This window comes from Microbacterium sp. K36 (genome assembly GCF_004794355.1).
GTDB lineage: Bacteria > Actinomycetota > Actinomycetes > Actinomycetales > Microbacteriaceae > Microbacterium > Microbacterium paraoxydans_D.
The window spans coordinates 35975-57458 of the sequence record NZ_SSDN01000092.1 but is presented as its reverse complement, the minus strand read 5'-3'; the positions used below and the strand labels follow the sequence as shown (position 1 = coordinate 57458).

The following is a 21484-nucleotide window of genomic DNA, read 5'->3' as shown; positions in this document are numbered from 1 at the left end:
TTGAGCGCAGCACCGGGCGCGCGAGTGCTCTCAGCATAGCGGGGACGGTCCCGGCGACCGGGGGGTGGAAGGCGCGGAAGGCGTCACGGCGTGTCATACACTGGAGAGGTTGTCCGGTAACGCGCGCGGAGGAGGCGATCGAGATCTCGACGATGTCTGATCAGACCGTACGGAAGTCGTCCATCGGTCGCACGGTGAGCGCCTACGTCACTCTGACGAAGCCCCGGGTCCTCGAACTCCTCCTCGTCTCGACCGTTCCGGTCATGTTCCTCGCGCAGGGCGGACTGCCCGATCTCTGGCTGGTCCTCGCGACGGTCATCGGCGGATCGATGAGCGCCGGTTCGGCGGGCGCGTTCAACATGTACCTCGACCGCGACATCGACGCGCACATGCACCGCACGGAGAACCGGCCGCTCGTGACCGGCGAGGTCAGCCCGCGTGGCGCCCTGATCTTCTCGTGGACGCTCGCGATCGTGTCGACCGTGTGGCTCTGGTTCACCACGAACCCGCTCACGGCGATCCTGTCGGCCTCCGCGATCTTCTTCTACGTCGTGATCTACACGATGATCCTCAAGCGCCGCACCGAGCAGAACATCATCTGGGGCGGAATCGCGGGGTGCTTCCCGGTCCTCATCGGCTGGTCCGCCGTCACCGGTTCGCTCGACTGGCCGGCCTTCATCCTCTTCCTGCTCGTCTTCCTCTGGACGCCGCCGCACTACTGGCCGCTGTCCATGAAGTACAAGGACGACTACGACGATGTCGACGTGCCCATGCTCGGCGTCACCCGCAACGCGTCGCAGGTCGGCCTGCAGGTCATCCTGTACGCGTGGGCCACGGTCGCCTGCTCGCTGCTGCTCGTGCCGATTGCCGGCATGGGCCTCGTCTACACCGTCTCCGCCCTGGTGTTCGGCGGCTGGTTCATCTATGAGTCGCACCGCCTGTACAACCAGGCAGTGCGGGGGACTGAGGCGCGGCCGATGCGAGTCTTCCACGCCTCGATCACTTACCTGACGCTGCTGTTCGTCGCCGTGGCGATCGACCCGCTGCTGCCCTTCTGATCCTCGTCGGCCTGGGGCTCGTCAGCCTGAGGCTCCGCATCGACCTGCGGCTCTGCGAACTCGGCATCGGCGGTCCGGAGAGCGGGCTCGTCGCGCGGGACTGAGACCGTCTCGATCGTCTCGTCCTGGATGCTCGGCGCCTCGTGCTCGACGACCGGCGCGGCGGTGACGGGGGTGGCGACGAGCGTGCGCGCGGCGACGAGGGCGAGCGACAGGAGCAGGCCCACCAGGCCCGCGCCGAGGACGACCGCGCCGACGACGACGAGCGACTGACCGACGTACACCTCGACACCGGTGGCGGTGCCGTCCATCAGGGTCGTGGTCATCGTGCCGACCTGTCCGGCGATCATCCAGCCGCCGACCCCGACCGCGGCGAGGGAGACGACGATGAGGAGCCAGAACCCGGCGCTGCGGGTGAGTGTCTTGTTCATGTCGACCACGATGGTCGATGCGGTGATGAGCGCCCGGTGCGCGCGCTATGGATCGTCTGTGCGGCAGGTCAGTCGACGTGGGCGGGTACGACGGACGCGGTGCGCTTGAGGTGCAGCACGACGACCGTGTAGGTCGCGGCCGACAGCGATGCCAGGACCATGTGGATGCCTACGAGCACGGGCGGCAGCCCCTCTCGCGCCTGCCAGACGCCGACGGCCACCTGCACGAGGATCGCGATGACGAGCACGAGCAGCCACCGGCGGGGCTCGAGGTGCAGGACCCAGGCGGACACCGTCAGGAAGAGCACGAGTGCGGCCAGGATGTAGCCCGGCCAGGAGTGGACGTGGGCGAGGACCGTGGCGTCGAAGCCGCGGCGCAGCACGTCGGCGTCGCCCGAGTGCGGGCCCGATCCGGTCGTCAGCACACCGAACAGGATGGTCACGGCGAGGGCGAGGCCGGTGACGTGCGTCACGATCGCGAACCAGGCGGGGACGGCCCGCTCGCGCGGTCCTTCCGGAGTCGCCAGCCGCACGAGGAACGCGGCGGTGATGCAGACGAGCAGGAGCGACGACGTGTAGTGGAACCCGACGATGAAGGGGTTCAGGCCGGTGAGCACGGTGATGCCGCCGACCAGGGCCTGCGCGACGACGCCGATCAGCACGAGCCAGGCGAGGAGGACGAGATCCCGCCGGGCGGGCGTCGTGCGCACCGAGTGGACCGCCGCCGCGATCACCGCGATCAGGAGCACGGCGGAGGCGACGGGGAACGCCGGGAAGTCGGTGAGCGAGACCAGGACGAAGGCGACGGCCGCGCCGGCGAGACCGCCGACGGCGAACCACAGGGCGTCGATGAGCGCCCGGCGGCCGCTGATGGTGTGCAGGACGAGCAGGACGACGGCGATCGCGATGATCCCGACGACGCCGGTCATCAGCCGGTTGCCGAACTCGATCATCCCGTGGATGCCCTGCACCTCGACGATCGGGACGAGCGACTCGGGCGTGCACAGCGGCCACTCGGTGCAGCCGAGGCCGGAGCCGGTCAGCCGCACGGCGCCGCCGGTGCCGATGATGATCGTCTCGCTGAGGAACGACAGCCACGCGAAGACGGTGAGCGCGCGACCCCACACCGCGGAGCGGGGGGAGGCGGTCGCCCTGTTCGTCGAGGGGGCGGGGATGGTCGTCTCGGGCATAAGTCCTCCGGCCCGTCGAAGACGTGGCGCACGGCCCGTCCGTCAGGCGGAACCTGTAGAATCGGATTGTTGCGATGAGCGCTGACAGCGCTGAAGCATCGTCAACAGTTTAGGCGCGATGGAAGCGCCCGTGATGAGGGCCCCACCAACGGCACCCGCTCCCGCAGACTCGACGGGGATCAGGTGTGTCGGGGCGGATGACACCGTTTGGGACCTGTGAGGAGAGTGTTGCATGTCGGATGTGCTGATCGACCGCCCGGAGCTCGATGGTCTGGGGGTGTACGAATTCGGCTGGCACGATGAGGATGCCGCGGGTGCCGTCGCGAAACGCGGGATCTCCGAAGAGGTCGTCCGCGGGATCTCGGCCCTCAAGAACGAGCCGGAATGGATGCTGAAGACCCGTCTCAAGGGCTATCAGCTCTTCGGCCGCAAGCCGATGCCGACCTGGGGCGCCGACCTCAGCGACATCGACTTCGACAACATCAAGTACTTCGTCCGCTCCACCGAGAAGCAGGCGCAGAGCTGGGAAGACCTCCCCGAGGAGATCCGCGAGACGTACGAGCGCCTGGGCATCCCCGAGGCCGAGCGTCAGCGCCTGGTCGCCGGCGTTGCTGCGCAGTACGAGTCCGAGGTCGTGTACCACCAGATCCGTGAGGACCTGGAGCAGCAGGGCGTCATCTTCATGGACACCGACACCGCCCTGCGCGAGCACCCCGAGTTCTTCGAGGAGTACTTCGGCACGGTCATCCCCGCCGGCGACAACAAGTTCGCCGCGCTGAACACCGCCGTCTGGTCGGGCGGCTCGTTCGTCTACGTCCCCAAGGGCGTGCACGTCGAGATCCCGCTGCAGGCCTACTTCCGCATCAACACCGAGAACATGGGCCAGTTCGAGCGGACCCTGATCATCGCCGACGAGGACAGCTACGTCCACTACATCGAGGGATGCACGGCTCCGATCTACAAGTCGGACTCCCTGCACTCGGCCGTCGTGGAGATCATCGTGAAGAAGAACGCCCGCGTGCGCTACACGACGATCCAGAACTGGTCGAACAACGTCTACAACCTGGTCACCAAGCGCGCCGTGGCGCACGAGGGCGCGACCATGGAATGGGTCGACGGCAACATCGGCTCCAAGGTGACGATGAAGTACCCGTCGATCTACCTGATGGGCGAGCACGCCAAGGGCGAGACCCTCTCCGTCGCCTTCGCCGGACCCGGCCAGCACCAGGACGCCGGCGCGAAGATGATCCACATGGCGCCGTACACGCAGTCGTCGATCGTCTCGAAGTCGATCGCCCGCGGCGGTGGCCGTGCCGGCTACCGCGGCGAGGTGCGTGTCGACGCCGCCGCCCATCACTCGGCGAACACCGTCCGCTGCGACGCCCTCCTTGTGGACACGAAGTCCCGTTCCGACACCTACCCGGCGATCGACATCCGTGTCGACGACGTGCAGCTCGGGCACGAGGCCACGGTCTCCAAGGTCAGCGAGGAGCAGCTCTTCTACCTGCAGTCCCGCGGCATGCCAGAGGACGAGGCGATGGCGATGATCGTGCGCGGCTTCATCGAGCCGATCGCGCGCGAGCTGCCGATGGAGTACGCGATGGAACTGAACAAGCTCATCGAGATGGGCATGGAAGGATCGGTCGGCTAAATGGCGGCCTCGACGACAGCGCCCAGCGAGGCGCAGCACACGAACGCGCACATCGACCCGGCCGCTCAGGTGGCGGACGCCGGATTCGTCCCGGTGCAGACCCGCTCCGAGCGTCCGCACTCGTTCGACCCGGACGACTTCGGCACGCCGACCGGCCGCGAGGTGAACTGGAAGCACACGCCGGTGGCCGCGCTCACGCCGCTGTTCCGCACGGCCGAGGGCGACGAGGGCGTGCAGTACTCCTTCACGTCCGGCGAGCAGTACGTCGCCGCGCCGCTCCCGGCGGGAACCGCTCCGCGCGGCGAGGTCTTCCTCGCCGAGGACATCACCGCCGCCGTGGCGTGGCAAGGTGCCTCCGAGGCCCTGCACATCCGCATCCCGCGCGAGGAGGAGGTCGCATCGCCGATCTTCCTGTCGCTCACGGGCACCGGAGCCGACCGCCGGGCGGACGCCCACATCGTGATCGAGGCCCTCGAGCACAGCGCCGCCACGGTGGTGCTGCAGCACAAGGGCTCGGCGCAGTACGCCCAGAACGTGGAGATCATCGTCCGTGACGGGGCGAAGCTCACCGTCGTCTCCGTGCAGCAGTGGGACGACGACGCCGTGCACGCGGCCGCCCACCAGGCGCGGGTCGCGGCCGACGCCACCCTCAAGCACTTCGTGGTGAGCTTCGGCGGCGGCGTGGTGCGCGTGAACCCGAGCGTCGAGCTCGCCGGTGCCGGCTCCGAGGGCTACCTCTACGGGCTGTCCTACGCCGACTCCGGTCAGCACCTGGAGAGCCAGGTGTACCTGCACCACAAGGGCCCGCACACGACCGGCGACGTGCTCTACAAGGGCGCGCTGCAGGGCGAGAGCGCCCACAGCGTGTGGATCGGCGACGTGCTGATCGGGGCGGACGCCACCGGCACCGACTCCTACGAGGCCAACCGCAACCTGGTGCTCACGGAGGGCGCGCGCGCCGACTCCATCCCGAACCTCGAGATCGAGACGGGCGACATCGTCGGCGCCGGGCACGCGAGTGCCACCGGCCGCTTCGACGACGAGCAGCTCTTCTATCTCCAGGCCCGCGGCATCCCGGAGGACGAGGCCCGCCGACTGGTGGTGCTCGGCTTCCTCACCGACATCGTGCTGCGCCTCGGCATCCCCGACCTGGAGTCGGAGCTGCTGGCCGCCATCGAGGCCGAGCTCGCCGAGGTGGACGCGTGACCGCGCAGCGCGTCTGCGGCGTCTCCGAGCTGGAGCAGGACACGCCGCTGCGCGTCGAGCCCGACGGTGTGCCGATCACGGTCATCAAGGACGGCGACGGCGTCATCCACGCCATCGGCGACACCTGCACCCACGGCGACATCTCGCTGTCCGAGGGCTTCGTGGAAGGTGACACGGTGGAGTGCTGGGCCCATGGCTCCGCGTTCTCCCTGATCACCGGCAAGCCCCAGAACCTCCCCGCATATGAGCCCGTCCCGGTCTACGTCGTCGAGATCGACGGCGACGACGTGCTCATCGATCCCGCTGTGACGAAGGAAGTCTGAAGAATGTCTGTTCTCGAGATCCGCGACCTGCATGTGACGGTCGAGACCGAGGCGGGGACCACCCCGATCCTCAACGGAATCACCCTCACCATGAACACCGGTGAGACCCACGCCATCATGGGCCCCAACGGCTCCGGCAAGTCCACCCTGGCCTACACGATCGCCGGCCACCCGAAGTACACGGTCACCTCCGGCTCCATCACCTTCGACGGTGAGGACGTCCTGGCGATGAGCGTCGACGAGCGCGCCCGCGCCGGTCTGTTCCTCGCCATGCAGTACCCGGTCGAGATCCCCGGCGTGACGGTGACGAACTTCCTGCGCACGGCGAAGACCGCGCTCGACGGCGAGGCGCCGTCGATCCGGCAGTGGACCAAGGACGTCAAGGAGTCCATGGCCAACCTCCGCATGGACCCGAAGTTCGCGCAGCGCAACGTCAACGAGGGCTTCTCGGGCGGCGAGAAGAAGCGCCACGAGATCCTCCAGCTCGAGGTGCTCAAGCCGAAGTTCGCCGTGCTCGACGAGACCGACTCCGGCCTCGACGTGGACGCGCTGAAGATCGTCTCTGAGGGCGTCAACCGTGCGAAGGAGTCCACCGGCCTCGGTGTGCTGCTCATCACGCACTACACCCGGATCCTCCGCTACATCCGCCCCGACTACGTGCACGTGGTCGTCGCGGGCAAGATCGTCGAGGAGGGCGGCCCCGAGCTCGCCGACCGTCTGGAGAACGAGGGCTACGACCGGTTCCTCGACCCCTCCGCTCCCATCGAGGCGTAGGCTGATCGCATGACAGCGACCCTGACGGACGAGAAGTACGACGCGGTCACCGAGGCTCTCAAGGACGTGATGGATCCTGAGCTCGGGATCAACGTCGTCGACCTCGGACTCATCTACGACCTCGCCTGGGATGACGAGAACGACGCTCTCGTCATCCACATGACGCTGACCAGTGCGGGCTGCCCGCTCACGGACGTCCTCGAAGACCAGACGGCGCAGGCCCTGGACAACGTCGTGGACCGCTTCCGCATCAACTGGGTGTGGATGCCGCCGTGGGGGCCCGAGCGGATCACGGACGACGGGCGCGACATGATGCGTGCGCTCGGTTTCGCGATCTGAGCGTTCCGGTCACCTGACCACCAGACGAAGCGGGCGTGCCGGGCACGCCCGCTTCGACGTCTCCGCATCGGCGCGGAGAGAATCGGAGGACGAATGCTGTCGGTGAAGGCCCTGTCGCTGTCGGAGCTGCGCGAGCGGACCAGCGAGAAGTGGCGGGAGTATCCCGAAGACGTGCTGCCCCTCTTCGTCGCGGAGATGGACTTCCCGCTCGCCCCGGCGATCACCGCCGCACTGCAGCGGGCGCTGGATCTGGGGGACACCGGGTACATCGCCTCGCGGACGCCGCTGGCGGCGGCGTACGCGGGTTTCGCGGAGCGCCGCTTCGGCTGGCGTCCCGACCCGGCGCGGATGCGCAGCACCGCGGACGTGAGCATGGGCATCGTCGAGGTCCTCCGCCGCGTCACGCAGCCGGGGGAGCGCGTCGTCGTGACGCCTCCGGTCTACCCGCCTTTCTACGACCTCGTCGCCGAGGCCGGTGCTGAGGTGCAGCGCGTCCCGCTGCGCGACACGGGGGCGCGGTGGGAGCTCGACCTCGACGGGATCCGCGCCGCGTTCGAGGACGGTGCGACGGCCATGCTCCTCTGCAACCCGCACAACCCCACCGGCACCGTGCACGATCGGGAGGCGCTGTCCGCGTTGGCGGAACTGGCCGAGGAGTTCGGCGCGACCATCGTCTCGGACGAGATCCATGCGCCGCTCGCCCAGCCGGGCACGGGATTCACGCCCTTCCTTGCCGCGAGCGACGCGGCCGCCCGGGTCGGCTACGCCGTCGTCAGCGCGAGCAAGGCCTTCAACCTCGCGGGACTGAAGTGCGCGCTCATGGTGACCGCCGCGGACGAGACGTCCGCGGTCGTCCGCGATCTCCCGGTCGAGGTGGAGTGGCGGACGGGCCAGTTCGGTCTGCTCGCGGCCGTCGCCGCGTTCTCGGAGGAGAGCGACGCGTGGCTCGACGGCCTCCTGCGCAGCCTCGACGAGAACCGCGTGCTGCTGGAGGACCTCCTCGCGCGCCACCTGCCCGCCGCCCGCTACCGCATTCCGGACGCGGGATACCTCGCGTGGATCGACCTCTCCGCCCTCGGCTGGGGCGACAACCCCGCCCGGAAGATCCTCCGCGAGGCGAAGGTCGCGCTGCACTTCGGCCCGGCCTTCGGGGAGGAAGGGGCCGGACACGTGCGGCTCAACTTCGGCACCAGCCCCGAGATCCTCACCGAGGCGATCGAGCGCATCGCCGCGCTCGTCGAGCGATGACGGCGGCGGAGCCCACCGCCACGATCTGGGACCGCAGCCGGGTCTGGGTGACTCTGGGTGCTGTCGCCCTGATCTTCCTCGCCGCGATCGAGGCCCTCGCGGTGACGACGGTCATGCCGATCGTCAGCGATGCGCTGGACGGCCAGTCTCTGTACGCCGTCGCCTTCGCGGGCACGCTCGCGACCAGCGTGATCGGGATGGTCGCCACCGGTGCCTGGTCGGACGCGCGTGGTCCGCGCGGCGCGCTGTACGCCGCGGTCACCCTCTTCATCCTGGGCCTGCTGATCTCCGGGTTCGCGACGACGATGCCCCAGTTCCTGATCGGACGGCTGGTGCAGGGGCTGGGCGCGGGTGGCCAGACGGTCGCCCTGTACGTCGTGGTCGCGCGGCTGTATCCGCCGCACCTGCACGGGCGGGTGTTCGCGGCGTTCGCCGCCGCCTGGGTGGTCCCGTCGATGATCGGACCCTTCCTCGCGGGAGCGGTGGCGGAGTACCTCGATTGGCGGTGGGCGTTCCTCGGCGTGGCGGTCCTGACCGCGATCGCGTTCGTGATGATCGCGATCCGACTGCGGGGCGTCGATCTCGGCCGCGGCGAGCCGCAGGACCGGCGTGCGCTGCTCTCGCGCCTCTCGCTGGCCGTCGTCGTGGCGGTGCTCGCGGTGGCGATCGGACTGTCCGCCGAGCTGGAGCCGGGGATCGGCTGGCCGGTGGCTCTGGGCGCCATGCTCGCGATCGGCGTGGCCGTGCTGCCCCTCCTGCCACGGCGGACGCTTCGCGCGGGCGCCGGGCTCCCGAGCGTCGTGCTCATGCGCGGGATCGCAGCCGGGGCGTTCTTCGCCGCCGAGGCCTATATCCCGTACCTGCTGATGCGGAAGTTCGACTTCTCGGCCACCTGGGCCGGGATCGCCCTGATGCTGGCGGCCTTCGCCTGGGCCGGGGCCTCCGCCGCGCAGGGTCGCTATGGCGAGCGGCTGGGCAATCACCGCATCACGGCCCTCAGCCTGGGGGCACTGCTGGTGGCGATGCTCTGCGTCCTGGCTGCGGCGGCGTTCGACGTCTCCCCGGTTCTCGTGATCATCGGGTGGGCGTTCGCCGGGGGCGGCATGGGGCTGCTGTACCCGCGGCTCACCGTGCTGACCCTCGCCTACTCGGATGAGACGAACCAAGGGTTCAACTCCTCGGCGCTCTCGATCTCGGATGCCACGGGCTCGGCGGTGGCGATCGCCCTCGCCGGGCTGGCCGTGGCGTCTCTCGGTGGCGGCGCGGACGCGTTCGCGGTCGTCTTCGTCCTCGGCACCGCGCTGGTGCTGCTCGCGGTGATCCCCGGGCTCAGGCTCGGGCACGCCGCGGAGTCACCGGCGCGCTGAGCTCGCCGGCCAGAGCGACGACGCCGAGGTCGAACACCCGGTCCAGGCCCGCGGTGACGTCGACCTCGCCGGATGCCGGCAGAGCGCCGTGGCTGTCGGCGTGCATCCGCTGCTGGACGAGGGTCGCGTGGCCGAGCACGAAGTGCAGGAGAGCCGCCCCGCGGTCCTCGGCGTCGGCAGCCCCCTCGGTGCGGAGCGCGGCGACCAGGGCGTCACGGGCATGCGCGGAGCCGAGTTGGAGCGCGTACGTACTGAGGACGAGTTCGGCGCCGTCCCGGTAGGCGAAGAGGGCGTCGCGGAGCGCACGGGCGGTCGCGAGCACTCCCTCCGCTCCGTCCGGGACGGTCGCGGTGATCCGATCGGCGAGGTCGGCGAGGAGCTCCTGCTTGTTCGCCACGTGCCAGTAGAGAGCGCTCGGCTGCACGTCGAGCCGGGCCGCGATGCGGCGCATGGAGAGATCGGCCAACCCCACCTCGTCGAGAAGGGCGAGGGCGGTCCGTGCGACGCTCTCCCGATCATGACGGGCGGGATTCGTCTCGGGACTCATACCCCCACTATAGTGAACGGCGTTCAGGTGAACGGTGTTCAGGAGGATGCATGCGCTGGCGGGAGCGGGAAGCGACCACGATCGCGGAGCCGGGGACGCTGCGTCTCGACGGCGTGGGCGTGACCATCGACGACCGCGTGCTCCTCGACGACGTGACGCTGGAGCTCACCGCACCGCGCATCGCCGTGATCGGAGCGAACGGTTCGGGGAAGTCGACGTTCGCCCGGCTGCTGAACGGCCTCGTGACGCCGACCACGGGGACGGTCACCGTCCACGGCCTCGACGTGCTCCGAGAGCGGACTGCGGTCCGCCGCCGGGTGGGCTTCGTCTTCACCGATCCGGATGCCCAGATCCTGATGCCGACCCCGGCCGAGGACCTCGCCCTGTCCCTCCGAGGGCGGCCCCGTGACGAGATCGCCCGCCGGGTGCAGGAGACGCTGGACCGGCACGGTCTCGGGGGCCACGCCGACGTCCCGGCGTCGTCGCTCTCGGGAGGCCAGAAGCAGATGCTGGCCCTCGCCGCGGTGCTCCTCGCCGAGCCGGCGCTGATCGTGGCGGATGAGCCGACGACGCTCCTCGACCTGCGCAACGCGCGGCGGATCGGAGACCTCCTCCTGTCGCAGGAGGCGCAGGTGCTCGTCGTCACCCACGATCTCGAGCTCGCCGCCCGCTGTGACACGGCCATCCTCTTCGACGGCGGACGCGTCATCGATCAGGGGGATCCCGACGCGGTCGTCGCGCGCTACCGGCGGCTGTGCGCATGATCCTGCCGTCCCCGGTCGGTGCGGGACTGCTGCATCGGGTGCCCGCCGGTCCGAAGCTCGCCGGGCTCGCCGTCGCGGCGCTCGCGCTGACGATGGTGCCGCAAGGGCCGATCAGCATCGCTGTCTGCCTCGTGGCCGTGATCGCGCTGTACCCGATCGCGGGTGTGCCGCTCTCCGCCGCCGGGACCGAGCTGTGGCGGCTGCGTGCGGTCCTCGTCGTGCTCGCGGTCGCCCTCGCCGTCTTCGTGTCTCCCGTCGCCGCCTGGGTGAGCACCGGGAGGGTCGCGGCATTGCTGCTGCTCGCCGCGCTCCTCACCCTGACCACGCGCATGTCCGATCTCCTGGCCTTGCTGCAGCGCCTCCTGCGTCCCGTGCGCCGCGTCGGGATGGATCCCGAGGCGGTGTCGATGGCGGTGTCTCTGACGTTGACCATGGTGCCCGTCGTCGCCGGATTCGCGCAGCGGGTGCGGGACGCGGAGCGCGCACGAGGAGTGCGCCTGGGTGTGCGCGGCGTCGTGCCGCTGCTCGTGCTGACGCTGCGCCACGCGGATCAGGTCGGCGACGCCCTCGCAGCCCGCGGGGTCGGCTGACGGTCACGCCACGACGGTGGTGCCGGGGACGGCACTGCCGGGGCGGCGCGCCAGCCGCAGCGCCGCGACCAGGAGCAGGACGGCGAGCGCGGCGGTGGCGACCGTCGTGCCGAGAACCAGGAGCAGCACCACTCCGCCGAGACCCAGCAGCGTGCCCAGCGCCAGGCGGCGGTGCGACGCCGTCGGCTCCGGCGAGGGGTGGTTCTCGAACCGGTCGACGCGCACCGCGAGCACCGCGGTGAGGACGACGGCCGTCAGGAGCCACAGCGGCCGGGCGGCCCACCACTCCGCACTGTCAAGGGCGGGAAGGGCCACGTCGCCGAGCACGGCGACCAGGGCCGTCGCTCCGGCCATCCCCAGGAGCACTGGCATGTGCCAGAGGTAGATCGTCATCGTCCGCCGGGTGACGAAAGCGGTGAACGCGGCTACCGGGATGCGACGACTGAAGCGCCCGATGCGCGCGCGATGGAGGGAGAACAGGGTCGTGTGGATCAGCCCGACCAGCAGCAGGGCGGACGTCGGCGGGTTGATGTTGGCGATGAGGTCGGGGGAGTACACGCCGACGAGGAAGAGGGCGACCAGGAGGGCGAGGGAGCCGGCGCCGATCACGACGCGGGTGCGGCGACGCAGGGCGTCCACGCGACCGTCGGCGAGGAGGAATCCGAGCTGCTGCATCGTCAACCACACGAAGGCGAGGTTGAGGAACCCCACGGCGTCGTTCCCGGTCGTGGCCCGCAGGACATCGACCGCCACGGACGCACCCGCGAGGAGGGCGATCGTGCGCAGGGGCGCGCGGTCGTGCAGGGCGACGAACGCGGGGAGCAGCGCCTGACACAGCAGGAAGACCCCCAGGAACCACAGGGGCTGTCCGTATCGGAAGCCCGCGACGGCGATGAGATCCGGCGCGACGCCGACGACGGTGAGCACCGCGAGCGCGACCCCGACCGCGCCGACCGTGAACAGGGCCGGGCGCAGGAGCCGGTGCACCCGACCGGCCACGAAGGCGGTCGGGCTCCCGCCGCGGGCGCGGAGGCGGCGGTACGCGAGGAGGCCCGAGAACCCTCCGATCACGAAGAAGAGCGGCATCACCTGCAGCACCCAGCTCAGCGGCGCGATCCAGCCCGTGCCGTCGCTCGCGTTCTCGAACACCGGCCCGGTCTCCGACACGGTGACCCCGACCATGATCGCGTGCAGCAGGACGACGCCGAGCACGCACAGCGCGCGCACGAAGTCGATTCCGGTGTCGCGATGCCCGGCGAGGGCGGATGGAACGGGAGCGGGGGTGCTGAGGCGCGGAGCCGCGGCGATGACCATGAGTCCTCCTGGGAACGGTGTCCTCGGAGGCTATGGAGGCGGTGGTGGGCGGGACATCACTCCGTGGTGCTGTCCTGCCCCCTACGCAGGGGTGACTCAGGCGGACGGCTCGACCAGGCCGGTGTCGTAGGCGAGGATGACGGCGTGCACGCGGTCCCGGAGGCCGAGCTTCGCGAGCACCTTGCCGACGTGGGTCTTCACGGTCTGCTCGGCGATGAACAGGTCGCCGGCGATCTCGGTGTTCGACCGGCCCTTTCCGATGAGGACGAGGACCTCTCGTTCGCGGTCGGTGAGATCGGCGAGAGCCGTCGCGGACCGGCGCGACGCCGGCCGCCGTCCGGCGAACTGCTCGATCATGCGCCGGGTCACGCTGGGGGCGAGGAGCGCATCGCCACCGGCCACCACGCGGACCGCATGGACCAGCTCCTCCGGCAGAGCGTCTTTGAGGAGGAAGCCACTGGCCCCGGCGGCGAGGGCGTCGTAGACGTAGTCGTCGATGTCGAACGTGGTGAGCATGAGGATCCGTGGCACGTGCGCGGCCGGGTAAGACGGGCCGAGGATGCGGCGGGTGGCCTCGATGCCGTCGAGCTCCGGCATGCGGACGTCCATGAGGATGACGTCGGGATCGAGTCGCGCGGCGAGCGTCACGGCCTCCGCGCCGTCGGCCGCCTGGCCCACCACGCGGATCCCCTCGTGCGCGTCGAGCAGGGCGGCGAAACCGGCGCGGACCATCGCCTGGTCGTCGGCGATGAGCACGCTGATCGTCACGGGTTCTCCTTGTCTTCCGCCGAGGCGGTCGGGGTGGGTGGTGCCGTCGTCGTGGACAACGGCAGGGCGGCCTCGACCGTCCAGCCGCCGTCGTCGGACGGCCCGGCGGCGAGACTCCCGCCGAGCAGCTCTGCGCGCTCGCGCATTCCCCGGAGGCCGTAGCCGCCGGAGGGGCTCTCGGTCGGCTGCGGGGGCGTGGCGTTGTGCACCCGGATGTGCAGGCTGTCGGCGTCGGCATGGAGCCGGACGGTGACGCGGGCACCGGGCGCGTGGCGGACGGCGTTGCTCAGCGCCTCCTGCACGATGCGGAAGGCGGCGATCTGCACGCCGGGTCCGGCCGCGGAGGCCGCTTCCATCCCCTCCAGCACGAGGCCGACCTCCACCCCGGCCCGGCGGATCGTGTCGACGAGGGCCGGGACATCGTCCAGTCCCTGCTGCGGTGCGAGCTCGGCATGCTGGTCCTCCGTGCGGAGCACCCCCAGCATGCGCCGCATCTCGGTGAGCGAGGTCCGGGCGGTGGCGGCGATGTCGTCGAACTCGGCGGCGGCGTCGGCATCGAGGCCTGTGATCCGGTAGCGCGCGGTCGACGCCTGCACCTGGATCACCGACATGCTGTGCGCCACGACGTCGTGCAGCTCCCTGGCGATCCGGGTGCGCTCCTCCACGAGAGCGCGCCGGGATTCCTCCAGCGCGCTGTGCTCCTTCTCCCTCGTGAGCTCCGCCGCGACACGCACGCGACCGGCGACGAGGACGGCGATGAGCAGCATCGCGGCAGCGACCGAGGTCGTCACGATGAGATTGGCGGTGGCGCTGCCGGAGCTCGCCGGCGTCGCGACCATGTCCGGGCGCAGCAGCGGCGCCGTCAGCGAGGTCAGTGCGCCGATCACGAGGGTGAGGCCTCCGAGGCGGGCTCCCTGCACGAAGGACATCACGCCCACGAGGAGGACGAAGGCCAGGAGCGCCGGTACCGACCAGGGCCAGGGGGAGTGGATCGCGCGCGCCGGCTCGACGAGGAGCGGAAGCAGGAAGGCGCCGGCGGCGAAGACGACGATCGCCGTCCGCGGCCGGGAGGGGACGAGGAGGGGAGCGCCGCACACGGCGGCGCCGAGCAGGAAGGACAGGGGCAGCGGCGTGCCGGAGAGCACCGTCTGCAGGGAGACGAGGAGCGCATACAGCACGACGACCGCCGCAGTCAGCGCCACGAGGGCGCCGGTGCGACGGCTCATCCGTGGCGGGCGCGGGGTGCGCTCTCGGCGGCGTGCCATGCGTCTCATCCTGCCAGGTGCGCGACCGGCGTACGGCGTCGGCGGAGCGCCGCGATCCGGTCGATGATCACACCGACGAGCAACGCGACGACGATGCCGATCGCGGCGCTGAGCACGGGCTGGTCGTGCAGCCAGGCGCCGGCGAGCAGCCCGATCGCGAGGCTGAACACGCTCCAGCTCACACCGGCGATGAGGCTCAGCGGGAGGAACCGCCGCCAGGGGAACCCGAGCGCTCCGGCGGACATGTTCACCGCGACGCGTCCGATCGGGATGTAGCGGGCGCCGAGGATCAGCGTGGCACTGCGCCGGTCGAGCGCACGCTGCGCGTAGGCGAACGCCGCGGCGACGCGGGAGCGCCGCATCCAGGCGAACCTCGTCGTGCCCAGTCGGCGCCCGATGAGGAACGCGATGTTGTCGCCGATCGCGGCGCCCAGGGCGGCGACGGCACCCAGCAGCACGATGTCGCCGTCACCGGTGGACGCGGCCACCGCCGCCGCGGCGACGAGGACCGTCTCGCTCGGGACCGGCGGGAAGAACCCGTCGATCACGGTCACCGCGAACAGCACGGCGTACAGCCAGGGGGAGGCGATCGCCTGCAGGATGAGGTCGTTGAGGATGTCCACTCCGGCACCGTAAGCAGCGGGTGGGGAGAGGGGCATCACTCCGGGGTATCGCCTCGGTCACCCTGGAGAGGGATATCCGTGCCGGGCGTCGCCACAGGCACGGCGGCATATACTGGTTGGCTGGCCGGTCGGCCATCACCCTCCTCCCGAACGAACGGACGTCCGCTGTGCTTGCCGTGCACGACCTCGAGATCCGCGTTGGCGCGCGCCTGCTGATGGAGAACGTCTCGTTCCGTGTGTCCGACGGCGACAAGATCGGCCTCGTCGGACGCAACGGTGCGGGCAAGACCACGCTCACCAAGGTGCTCGCCGGCGACGTGCTGCCCTCGGGTGGCACCGTCACCCGGTCCGGCGAGCTCGGCTACCTGCCGCAGGACCCCCGTTCGGGCAATCCGGAAGACCTCGCTCGTACCCGGATCCTCGACGCCCGCGGCCTCGGTCAGCTCAACCTCGGCATGACGGAGGCCTCGCTCGCGATGGGGTCCGACGACCCCGCGGTCGCTGCCAAGGCGATGAAGCGCTACGCCGCGCTCACCGAGAAGTTCGAGGCGCAGGGCGGCTACGCGGCCGAGGCCGAGGCCGCGTCGATCGCGCACAACCTCTCGCTGCCGGACCGCATCCTCGACCAGCCGCTGTCGACCCTCTCCGGAGGCCAGCGTCGTCGCATCGAGCTCGCGCGCATCCTCTTCTCCGACGCGCAGACGATGATCCTCGATGAGCCGACCAACCACCTCGACGCGGACAGCGTGGTGTGGCTGCGCGAGTTCCTCAAGAACTACAAGGGCGGGCTGATCGTCATCAGCCACGATGTCGAGCTCGTGGGCGAGACCGTCAACCGGGTGTTCTACCTCGACGCCAACCGCCAGGTCATCGACATCTACAACATGAACTGGAAGAACTATCTGCGGCAGCGCGCTGCGGACGAGGAGCGTCGCAAGAAGGAGCGGGCCAACGCCGAGAAGAAGGCGACGACCCTGCAGCAGCAGGCGGCGCGCTTCGGGGCGAAGGCGTCGAAGGCGGCAGCAGCGCACCAGATGCTCGCGCGCGCCGAGAAGCTCCTCTCCGGGTTGGAGGACGTGCGTCAGGAGGACCGCGTCGCGAAGCTGCGGTTCCCGAAGCCCGCCCCCTGTGGCAAGACCCCGCTCATGGCCTCCGGGCTGTCGAAGTCGTACGGCTCGCTGGAGATCTTCACCGACGTCGACCTCGCGATCGACCGCGGCTCCAAGGTCGTCGTGCTCGGACTGAACGGTGCGGGCAAGACGACGCTGCTACGCATGCTCGCGGGTGTCGACCAGCCGGACACCGGTCAGCTCGAGCCCGGACACGGCCTCAAGGTCGGGTACTACGCGCAGGAGCACGAGAACCTCGACGTCAGCCGCTCGGTCCTGGAGAACATGGTGTCGGCGGCCCCGCACATCACGGAGACGGAGGCCCGCAAGGTCCTCGGCTCCTTCCTGTTCACCGGCGACGACGTCCTCAAGCCGGCGGGCGTGCTGTCCGGTGGCGAGAAGACCCGGCTGTCGCTGGCGACGCTCGTCGTGTCGTCGGCGAATCTGCTCCTGCTCGACGAGCCCACGAACAACCTCGATCCGGCATCCCGCGAGGAGATCCTCGGGGCACTGGCCCACTACGAGGGCGCGGTGGTGCTCGTGTCGCACGACCCCGGAGCGGTGCAGTCGCTGAACCCCGAGCGTGTCCTCATCCTGCCCGACGGCGTCGAGGACATCTGGAGCCAGGAGTACCAGGACCTCATCGAGCTCGCGTAGCGGATCGTGGCATAGTCGGAGGATGGCGGAGCACCCGATCCTTCCTCCCTCGGAACTCGCGACGTGGCTGCGGGCTCTGCCCACCCTCACCGGCGTCGCACCGCCGCTGCGCCTCGCGGATCTCCCCGATGATCCCGTGCTGCTCTTCCAGGACTGGGTCCGTGCGGCGGCCGCGGCCGGCGTCGCCGAACCTCACGCCGCGACACTGGCGACGGTGGACGCGGACGGCATGCCCGACGCGCGCACGCTGATCCTCAAGGACGTCGACGCCCGCGGCTGGGCGTTCGCCGGGGCGCGGTCCTCCGGGAAGGCCGCGCAGCTCGACGCGCATCCCTCTGCGGCCCTGAACTTCTGGTGGCAGCCGCAGCGGCGTGCCGTGCGCGTACGGGGAACCGTGCACGAGGCATCGGCGGCCGAGAGCGCCGCCGACCTCGCGGCCCGCTCCGCGAGCGCACGTGCCGGTCTCGGGCCGGGAGACTGGGTGCTGTGGCGGGTGGTTCCGACGCGGGTCGAGTTCTGGCAGGGGGCGTCCGACCGGACCCACACCCGGATCGTCTACGACGTCGTCGGCCGCGGATGGCGGCATACCGTCACGGGCTCTGCTCGAGAGCGCTAGAGATCCGGAACGACCGGAGGCATCCCGCAGGCGGGATCGAAATGGTGCTTGCCGACGGTCCGAAGGGCCCGTTTCCGATCCTGCATCGGCATGGTTGCCGTGTCCGGGATCGAAAGGGTGCCGGGCAGCGCAGCGTTTGGCGCATTCTCGCGGTCGCGTGACGCTCGGCGGGTGCGTCAGCGCGCGTCTAGCAGTTCGTCCTCGGCGTCCGCGTCGCGGTCGCGGCGCTTCGGCGCCTTCACCGGTGCCGGCTTCCCCTCGACCTCTTCGCGGTGCTTCACGATCTCCGTGCGGATGATGTACCCGATGAAGATGAAGCCCATGATGGCGAACAGGATCCACTGGATCGCATAGGACAGGTGCGGCCCCGGGTCGTCGGTCGGAGACTCGAAACCACCCAGCGCCGTGTCGGCGGCGGGCTGCTCCTCGACCAGGCGTCCGTACGTTCCGGTGATCACGTCGTCCCCGACGAGGTCGGCGATGGACGGGAGGTGGATCGTGGGCACCTGGCCCTCCGGAGCCCCGCGTCCGGACCCGGGAAGCGGCTCGCCGGGACGCAGGCGGACGGTCACCGTGACCTCGCCGGACGGCGGGGACGGAACGGCGTCCGGGAGCTGCCCCTCGCCCGGGGGCACCCAGCCGCGGTCGACGATGAGGACGCGGCCGTCTGCGTCCCGGAACGGGACCAGCACCTCGAACGCGCTCGTGCCTCCGTGCGGACGGTTCCGGACCAGGAGCTGCTCGTCGGTGAGGTACTCGCCCTGCAGCGTGACGGGGCGCCATTCGTCTGCGGCGTCGAGCTCGTCGCCGGCGACCACGTCGGCGAGGGGGACGGCCGGCGCATCGTAGTTCTGCTCCACGAGCGCGATCTGCTCGGCCCTGGACTCGTTCCGCTCGAACTGCCAGTTCGACAGGAAGACGCAGGCGATCGCGAATCCGATGGCGATGAGGACGTACACGCCCCAGCGGGTCAGGCGGTTGCTCATGAGGAGGGCACCCCGTCTCGAACCGTCACCGGGAAGTCCCGCGCGGCCAGGTAGTCGTGGAGGAAGCCGACGTGCTCATCGCACGCCAGCCAGATCTTCTCGCGGTCGGCGGCGTGGATGCGCGGGTTGCGCCAGACGACCTGCTTCGTGGCCGCGCTCCGGCATCCGGCGCGCGAGCAGATGAGCTCGCTCATCGGTCCGTGCGGCCTTCACGGATGGTGATGACGTCGGGGGCGGTCTCCGGAGCGAGCGACGGTGCGGGCGGCGCGTCGATCTCGCGCAACGGCGACTCGGCCGCGGTCTCCGTGCTGTCGCTTCCGGCGTTGGCGAAGACCACCGCGATGTACGGGAGGACGGCGGCGGCCAGCGCGAAGACCCATGTCCACCAGCCGAAGGGCTGCACGAAGAACATCAACCCGAAGCAGACGATGCGGATCGTCATCGTGAGGGCGTATCGGCGCACACGGTGGTCACCCTCATCCCGCGGGGACTGCGGCAGTGAGGTGACGGCCGGGACTCGACGTGCGTTCTTCACGATGATTCCAGCCTACGCCGCCGCAGCGACATCGGCATGCGGGTGCGGAGTGTCAGCTCGCGAAGACGAAAGGCAGGGTGAAGGCGCCGAACACGACCAGGCCGATGATCGTCGAGACGATCGTGAAGACGAGGACGCCGATCATGAGATACCCCATGACGAGCCCGGCGATCGCCATGCCGCGCCCACCGAGGCCCGGGGTGCGACGGATCTGCGCGAGGGCCATATGGCCGGTGATCACGGCGGCGATGGATGCGAGCATCGGCAGGAGGGCCCAGAACAGCACCACACCCGCGATACCGCAGACGAGCGCGGCGACGGCGAGACCGCTGGTCGGGCGGGCGGGCGCTGCCGCGTAGTGCTGAGGGGCCGCATACTGCTGAGGGGCCGCGTACTGCTGAGGAGGCGCGTACGGCTGAGGAGCCGCGTACGGCTGCGGTGCGGTGTGCGCCGGGGGCGTCTGCGGGAATCCCGGGTACGCAGGCGAGGAGCCGGCGGCCGGCGGGAGGGCCGGGGGCTGCTCACCCGACGGACCGGAGATACGGGGATCGCTCACTCTGATGCCTTTCGTCGCCCTCAGAGTCCCAGCACGTCCCGCGTCTGTCAAACGGCCGTCGCGAAGGCGAGAGGGCAACGTCGCTAGGATCGATCACGGTTCGGATTCCCGGCCCTCGACCCCAGACCCAGGAGTGTCCCATGAGCGCGGAGCGCGTCGTCCTCGTCACCGGAGGCAACCGCGGCATCGGCCGCGCCATCGCGGAGCGCTTCGTACGCGAGGGATACCGGGTGGCGGTGACCGCGCGCAGCGGCGAGGGCCCGGACGGCACCCTGACAGTGCGCGCCGACGTCACAGACGCGGCCGCTCTCGACGCGGCCTTCACCGAGGTGGAGCAGCAGCTCGGCCCGGTGGAGATCGTCGTCGCCAACGCCGGCATCACCAAGGACACCCTGCTCATGCGCATGAGCGAGGACGACTTCGACAGCGTCGTGGCGACGAACCTCGGCGGCACCTTCCGCGTCGTCAAGCGGGCCTCGAAGGGGATGCTGCGAGCGCGGTTCGGACGAGTCATCCTCATCTCCAGCGTCGTGGGCCTCTACGGCTCCGCGGGGCAGACGAACTACGCCGCCTCCAAGAGCGCGCTGGTCGGTTTCGCCCGCTCGCTCACGCGTGAGCTCGGCGGACGCGGCATCACGGCCAACGTGGTGGCCCCGGGCTTCATCGAGACCGACATGACGGCGGAACTCCCTGAGGAGACGCAGAAGCAGTACAAGGCGAACATCCCCGCCGGGCGTTTCGCGATGCCGGATGAGGTCGCGGGTGTCGTGACCTGGCTGGCGAGCGACGACGCCGGCTACATCTCGGGCGCCGTCATCCCGGTCGACGGCGGTCTCGGCATGGGGCACTGACCCCGGCTCTTCCCGTCAGCGATCGATCGCGCGCACGAGGAGCTCCGCGAGACGCTCGGGCGCCGAGAACTGGGGCCAGTGTGCGGAGCCGATCCGGACGACCTCGGAATCGTCGATCGCCCGATACTCCTCTGCGTACGGACCCCACTGGCTGATCACCGCGTCGAAGGCGTCCTGATCCAGACCTCCCATCAGCAGGGTGACCGGGATGCGGTACCGCGCCGGGTCGTTCAGTGCGAGTTCGTCCGTCGGCACCCGCGCGGGCACGCTGTGGGTGAGCGGGCCGGTCCTCGCGCGGGTCTCGTCGTCCAGATCGTGCACGTCCTCGTCGGGGAAGAAGTCCCAGCCCGGGAACGGGACGACGCCGTCCTGCACCGGGAACTCGCTGATGCCCGAGCCCGGGGGTGGGGGCACGGTGTCGACGAAGACCACCCTGGCCACGCGGTCAGGTCGTGCGTCGGCGACTCCCCAGGCGACATTGCCTCCGCCACTGTGCCCGACGACCACCACATCGCCCTCCGCGGCATCGACGGCGGCGACCGCGGCGGCGACCCAGTCGTCGATACCGATACCCGCCGCTGGCTCCGCAGACGCGTCGAGTCCGGGCATGGTCAGCGGCAGTGTTCGATGACCGGCTCGCTCCAGCGCGGGGACTACGGTCTCCCAGCTGGTCGCGTCGAGCCAGAGGCCGGGGATGAGGATGATGTCCATGACCC

25 protein-coding genes are annotated in these 21484 nt (G+C 70.2%); 13 read left to right on the top strand and 12 right to left on the bottom strand.

The features are described 5' to 3' along the window. Positions 1-152: 152 nt before the first annotated feature. Positions 153-1058 carry a heme o synthase gene (locus DW296_RS12480; RefSeq protein ID WP_029989291.1) on the top strand — a complete coding sequence of 302 codons (906 nt, stop codon included), beginning with the start codon at positions 153-155 and terminating at the stop codon, positions 1056-1058. Here the strand turns inward: DW296_RS12480 and DW296_RS16665 are convergent. After that, a complete protein-coding gene (locus DW296_RS16665) occupies positions 1004-1489 on the bottom strand; it encodes a hypothetical protein (RefSeq protein ID WP_240743084.1) in 486 nt (161 codons plus the stop codon). The two genes, DW296_RS12480 and DW296_RS16665, sit on opposite strands and share 55 nt — an antisense overlap. Before the next feature lie 68 nt (positions 1490-1557). Then, positions 1558-2679 carry a COX15/CtaA family protein gene (locus DW296_RS12470; RefSeq protein WP_136052487.1) on the bottom strand — a complete coding sequence of 374 codons (1122 nt, stop codon included), beginning with the start codon at positions 2677-2679 and terminating at the stop codon, positions 1558-1560. 232 nt (positions 2680-2911) lie between these two features. On the opposite strand from DW296_RS12470, the gene sufB reads away from it, so the two are divergent. The 7 genes from sufB to DW296_RS12435 all read left to right on the top strand — a co-directional run bounded on the left by sufB (position 2912) and on the right by DW296_RS12435 (position 9587). Further along, positions 2912-4330, top strand: coding sequence for a Fe-S cluster assembly protein SufB (gene sufB / locus DW296_RS12465; protein WP_136052486.1), 1419 nt, complete (start codon positions 2912-2914; stop codon positions 4328-4330). Continuing rightward, positions 4331-5536 (top strand): Fe-S cluster assembly protein SufD, encoded by a 1206-nt coding sequence (sufD, locus tag DW296_RS12460; protein ID WP_136052485.1) that lies wholly within the window; start codon positions 4331-4333, stop codon positions 5534-5536. Next, positions 5533-5859: a non-heme iron oxygenase ferredoxin subunit gene (locus DW296_RS12455; RefSeq protein WP_136052484.1), complete on the top strand. Its 327-nt coding sequence runs from the start codon at positions 5533-5535 to the stop codon at positions 5857-5859. The genes sufD and DW296_RS12455 overlap by 4 nt, the downstream gene beginning before the upstream one ends. A gap of 3 nt (positions 5860-5862) precedes the next feature. Then, a complete protein-coding gene (sufC, locus tag DW296_RS12450) occupies positions 5863-6633 on the top strand; it encodes a Fe-S cluster assembly ATPase SufC (RefSeq protein ID WP_025103648.1) in 771 nt (256 codons plus the stop codon). Positions 6634-6642: 9 nt separating this feature from the next. Then, the gene (locus DW296_RS12445; protein ID WP_017202280.1) at positions 6643-6972 is read left to right on the top strand and encodes a metal-sulfur cluster assembly factor; all 330 of its coding nucleotides are present in this window, start codon (positions 6643-6645) and stop codon (positions 6970-6972) included. Positions 6973-7065: 93 nt separating this feature from the next. After that, positions 7066-8220 (top strand): MalY/PatB family protein, encoded by a 1155-nt coding sequence (locus tag DW296_RS12440; RefSeq protein WP_136052483.1) that lies wholly within the window; start codon positions 7066-7068, stop codon positions 8218-8220. Next, the gene (locus tag DW296_RS12435; protein WP_136052482.1) at positions 8217-9587 is read left to right on the top strand and encodes an MFS transporter; all 1371 of its coding nucleotides are present in this window, start codon (positions 8217-8219) and stop codon (positions 9585-9587) included. The genes DW296_RS12440 and DW296_RS12435 overlap by 4 nt, the downstream gene beginning before the upstream one ends. Here DW296_RS12435 and DW296_RS12430 read toward each other — a convergent pair. Then, on the bottom strand, positions 9550-10134 hold the full coding sequence (locus tag DW296_RS12430) for a TetR family transcriptional regulator (RefSeq protein WP_136052481.1): 585 nt from the start codon (positions 10132-10134) through the stop codon (positions 9550-9552). The two genes, DW296_RS12435 and DW296_RS12430, sit on opposite strands and share 38 nt — an antisense overlap. A 50-nt stretch (positions 10135-10184) precedes the next feature. Between DW296_RS12430 and DW296_RS12425 the strand changes: the two genes are divergently transcribed. Together DW296_RS12425 and DW296_RS12420 are read left to right on the top strand one after the other, a co-directional pair. Beyond that, complete coding sequence (locus tag DW296_RS12425; RefSeq protein ID WP_136052480.1) at positions 10185-10898, top strand: energy-coupling factor ABC transporter ATP-binding protein; 714 nt, start codon at positions 10185-10187, stop codon at positions 10896-10898. Then, complete coding sequence (locus DW296_RS12420) at positions 10895-11488, top strand: energy-coupling factor transporter transmembrane component T (protein WP_136052479.1); 594 nt, start codon at positions 10895-10897, stop codon at positions 11486-11488. Before DW296_RS12425 ends, DW296_RS12420 begins: the two co-directional genes overlap by 4 nt. A 3-nt stretch (positions 11489-11491) precedes the next feature. Here DW296_RS12420 and DW296_RS12415 read toward each other — a convergent pair whose 3' ends face one another. The 4 genes from DW296_RS12415 to DW296_RS12400 form a co-directional block, all read right to left on the bottom strand. Further along, positions 11492-12802, bottom strand: coding sequence for an acyltransferase family protein (locus DW296_RS12415; RefSeq protein ID WP_136052478.1), 1311 nt, complete (start codon positions 12800-12802; stop codon positions 11492-11494). 96 nt (positions 12803-12898) lie between these two features. Then, positions 12899-13570 carry a response regulator gene (locus DW296_RS12410; RefSeq protein WP_062634324.1) on the bottom strand — a complete coding sequence of 224 codons (672 nt, stop codon included), beginning with the start codon at positions 13568-13570 and terminating at the stop codon, positions 12899-12901. After that, positions 13567-14835 carry a sensor histidine kinase gene (locus DW296_RS12405; protein ID WP_136052477.1) on the bottom strand — a complete coding sequence of 423 codons (1269 nt, stop codon included), beginning with the start codon at positions 14833-14835 and terminating at the stop codon, positions 13567-13569. The genes DW296_RS12410 and DW296_RS12405 overlap by 4 nt, the downstream gene beginning before the upstream one ends. 5 nt (positions 14836-14840) lie before the next feature. Beyond that, positions 14841-15494 carry a DedA family protein gene (locus DW296_RS12400; protein ID WP_240743083.1) on the bottom strand — a complete coding sequence of 218 codons (654 nt, stop codon included), beginning with the start codon at positions 15492-15494 and terminating at the stop codon, positions 14841-14843. Between the two features lie 131 nt (positions 15495-15625). Here DW296_RS12400 and DW296_RS12395 point away from each other — a divergent pair, with 131 nt between their 5' ends. Then, complete coding sequence (locus DW296_RS12395; RefSeq protein WP_060921888.1) at positions 15626-17224, top strand: ABC-F family ATP-binding cassette domain-containing protein; 1599 nt, start codon at positions 15626-15628, stop codon at positions 17222-17224. 22 nt (positions 17225-17246) lie between these two features. Further along, on the top strand, positions 17247-17840 hold the full coding sequence (locus DW296_RS12390) for a pyridoxamine 5'-phosphate oxidase family protein (protein ID WP_136052476.1): 594 nt from the start codon (positions 17247-17249) through the stop codon (positions 17838-17840). 176 nt (positions 17841-18016) lie between these two features. Here the strand turns inward: DW296_RS12390 and DW296_RS12385 are convergent, their stop codons facing one another. Genes DW296_RS12385 through DW296_RS12370 form a run of 4 tightly spaced genes read right to left on the bottom strand, consistent with a single transcriptional unit; the run spans position 18017 to position 19917 of the window. Beyond that, entirely contained in the window at positions 18017-18826 is an 810-nt protein-coding gene (locus tag DW296_RS12385) for an SURF1 family cytochrome oxidase biogenesis protein (RefSeq protein ID WP_136052475.1), read from the bottom strand. After that, entirely contained in the window at positions 18823-19020 is a 198-nt protein-coding gene (locus DW296_RS12380; RefSeq protein ID WP_060921850.1) for a hypothetical protein, read from the bottom strand. The genes DW296_RS12385 and DW296_RS12380 overlap by 4 nt, the downstream gene beginning before the upstream one ends. Then, on the bottom strand, positions 19017-19361 hold the full coding sequence (locus DW296_RS12375; protein WP_083391784.1) for a DUF3099 domain-containing protein: 345 nt from the start codon (positions 19359-19361) through the stop codon (positions 19017-19019). Before DW296_RS12375 ends, DW296_RS12380 begins: the two co-directional genes overlap by 4 nt. 52 nt (positions 19362-19413) lie before the next feature. Continuing rightward, positions 19414-19917: a DUF4190 domain-containing protein gene (locus tag DW296_RS12370; protein WP_240743082.1), complete on the bottom strand. Its 504-nt coding sequence runs from the start codon at positions 19915-19917 to the stop codon at positions 19414-19416. A gap of 140 nt (positions 19918-20057) precedes the next feature. Here DW296_RS12370 and fabG point away from each other — a divergent pair, with 140 nt between their 5' ends. Continuing rightward, positions 20058-20768, top strand: a complete 711-nt coding sequence (gene fabG, locus DW296_RS12365; protein WP_136052474.1) for a beta-ketoacyl-ACP reductase — start codon at positions 20058-20060, stop codon at positions 20766-20768. Positions 20769-20783: 15 nt separating this feature from the next. Here the strand turns inward: fabG and DW296_RS12360 are convergent, their stop codons facing one another. Further along, positions 20784-21479, bottom strand: a complete 696-nt coding sequence (locus DW296_RS12360) for an alpha/beta fold hydrolase (protein WP_136052473.1) — start codon at positions 21477-21479, stop codon at positions 20784-20786. Positions 21480-21484 lie beyond the last annotated feature (5 nt).

Bases quoted from the DNA above. Each gene is read 5' to 3' on its own strand.
- DW296_RS16665 (WP_240743084.1), bottom strand. From the start codon at position 1,489: ATGAACAAGACACTCACCCGCAGCGCCGGGTTCTGGCTCCTCATCGTC.
- fabG (WP_136052474.1), top strand. From the start codon at position 20,058: ATGAGCGCGGAGCGCGTCGTCCTCGTCACCGGAGGCAACCGCGGCATC.
- DW296_RS12390 (WP_136052476.1), top strand. From the start codon at position 17,247: ATGGCGGAGCACCCGATCCTTCCTCCCTCGGAACTCGCGACGTGGCTG.
- DW296_RS12435 (WP_136052482.1), top strand. From the start codon at position 8,217: ATGACGGCGGCGGAGCCCACCGCCACGATCTGGGACCGCAGCCGGGTC.
- DW296_RS12380 (WP_060921850.1), bottom strand. From the start codon at position 19,020: ATGAGCGAGCTCATCTGCTCGCGCGCCGGATGCCGGAGCGCGGCCACG.
- DW296_RS12385 (WP_136052475.1), bottom strand. From the start codon at position 18,826: ATGAGCAACCGCCTGACCCGCTGGGGCGTGTACGTCCTCATCGCCATC.
- sufC (WP_025103648.1), top strand. From the start codon at position 5,863: ATGTCTGTTCTCGAGATCCGCGACCTGCATGTGACGGTCGAGACCGAG.
- DW296_RS12415 (WP_136052478.1), bottom strand. From the start codon at position 12,802: ATGGTCATCGCCGCGGCTCCGCGCCTCAGCACCCCCGCTCCCGTTCCA.
- DW296_RS12440 (WP_136052483.1), top strand. From the start codon at position 7,066: ATGCTGTCGGTGAAGGCCCTGTCGCTGTCGGAGCTGCGCGAGCGGACC.
- DW296_RS12360 (WP_136052473.1), bottom strand. From the start codon at position 21,479: ATGGACATCATCCTCATCCCCGGCCTCTGGCTCGACGCGACCAGCTGG.
- sufB (WP_136052486.1), top strand. From the start codon at position 2,912: ATGTCGGATGTGCTGATCGACCGCCCGGAGCTCGATGGTCTGGGGGTG.
- DW296_RS12400 (WP_240743083.1), bottom strand. From the start codon at position 15,494: ATGCCCCTCTCCCCACCCGCTGCTTACGGTGCCGGAGTGGACATCCTC.
- DW296_RS12445 (WP_017202280.1), top strand. From the start codon at position 6,643: ATGACAGCGACCCTGACGGACGAGAAGTACGACGCGGTCACCGAGGCT.
- DW296_RS12430 (WP_136052481.1), bottom strand. From the start codon at position 10,134: ATGAGTCCCGAGACGAATCCCGCCCGTCATGATCGGGAGAGCGTCGCA.
- DW296_RS12405 (WP_136052477.1), bottom strand. From the start codon at position 14,835: ATGGCACGCCGCCGAGAGCGCACCCCGCGCCCGCCACGGATGAGCCGT.
- sufD (WP_136052485.1), top strand. From the start codon at position 4,331: ATGGCGGCCTCGACGACAGCGCCCAGCGAGGCGCAGCACACGAACGCG.
- DW296_RS12420 (WP_136052479.1), top strand. From the start codon at position 10,895: ATGATCCTGCCGTCCCCGGTCGGTGCGGGACTGCTGCATCGGGTGCCC.
- DW296_RS12470 (WP_136052487.1), bottom strand. From the start codon at position 2,679: ATGCCCGAGACGACCATCCCCGCCCCCTCGACGAACAGGGCGACCGCC.
- DW296_RS12480 (WP_029989291.1), top strand. From the start codon at position 153: ATGTCTGATCAGACCGTACGGAAGTCGTCCATCGGTCGCACGGTGAGC.
- DW296_RS12425 (WP_136052480.1), top strand. From the start codon at position 10,185: ATGCGCTGGCGGGAGCGGGAAGCGACCACGATCGCGGAGCCGGGGACG.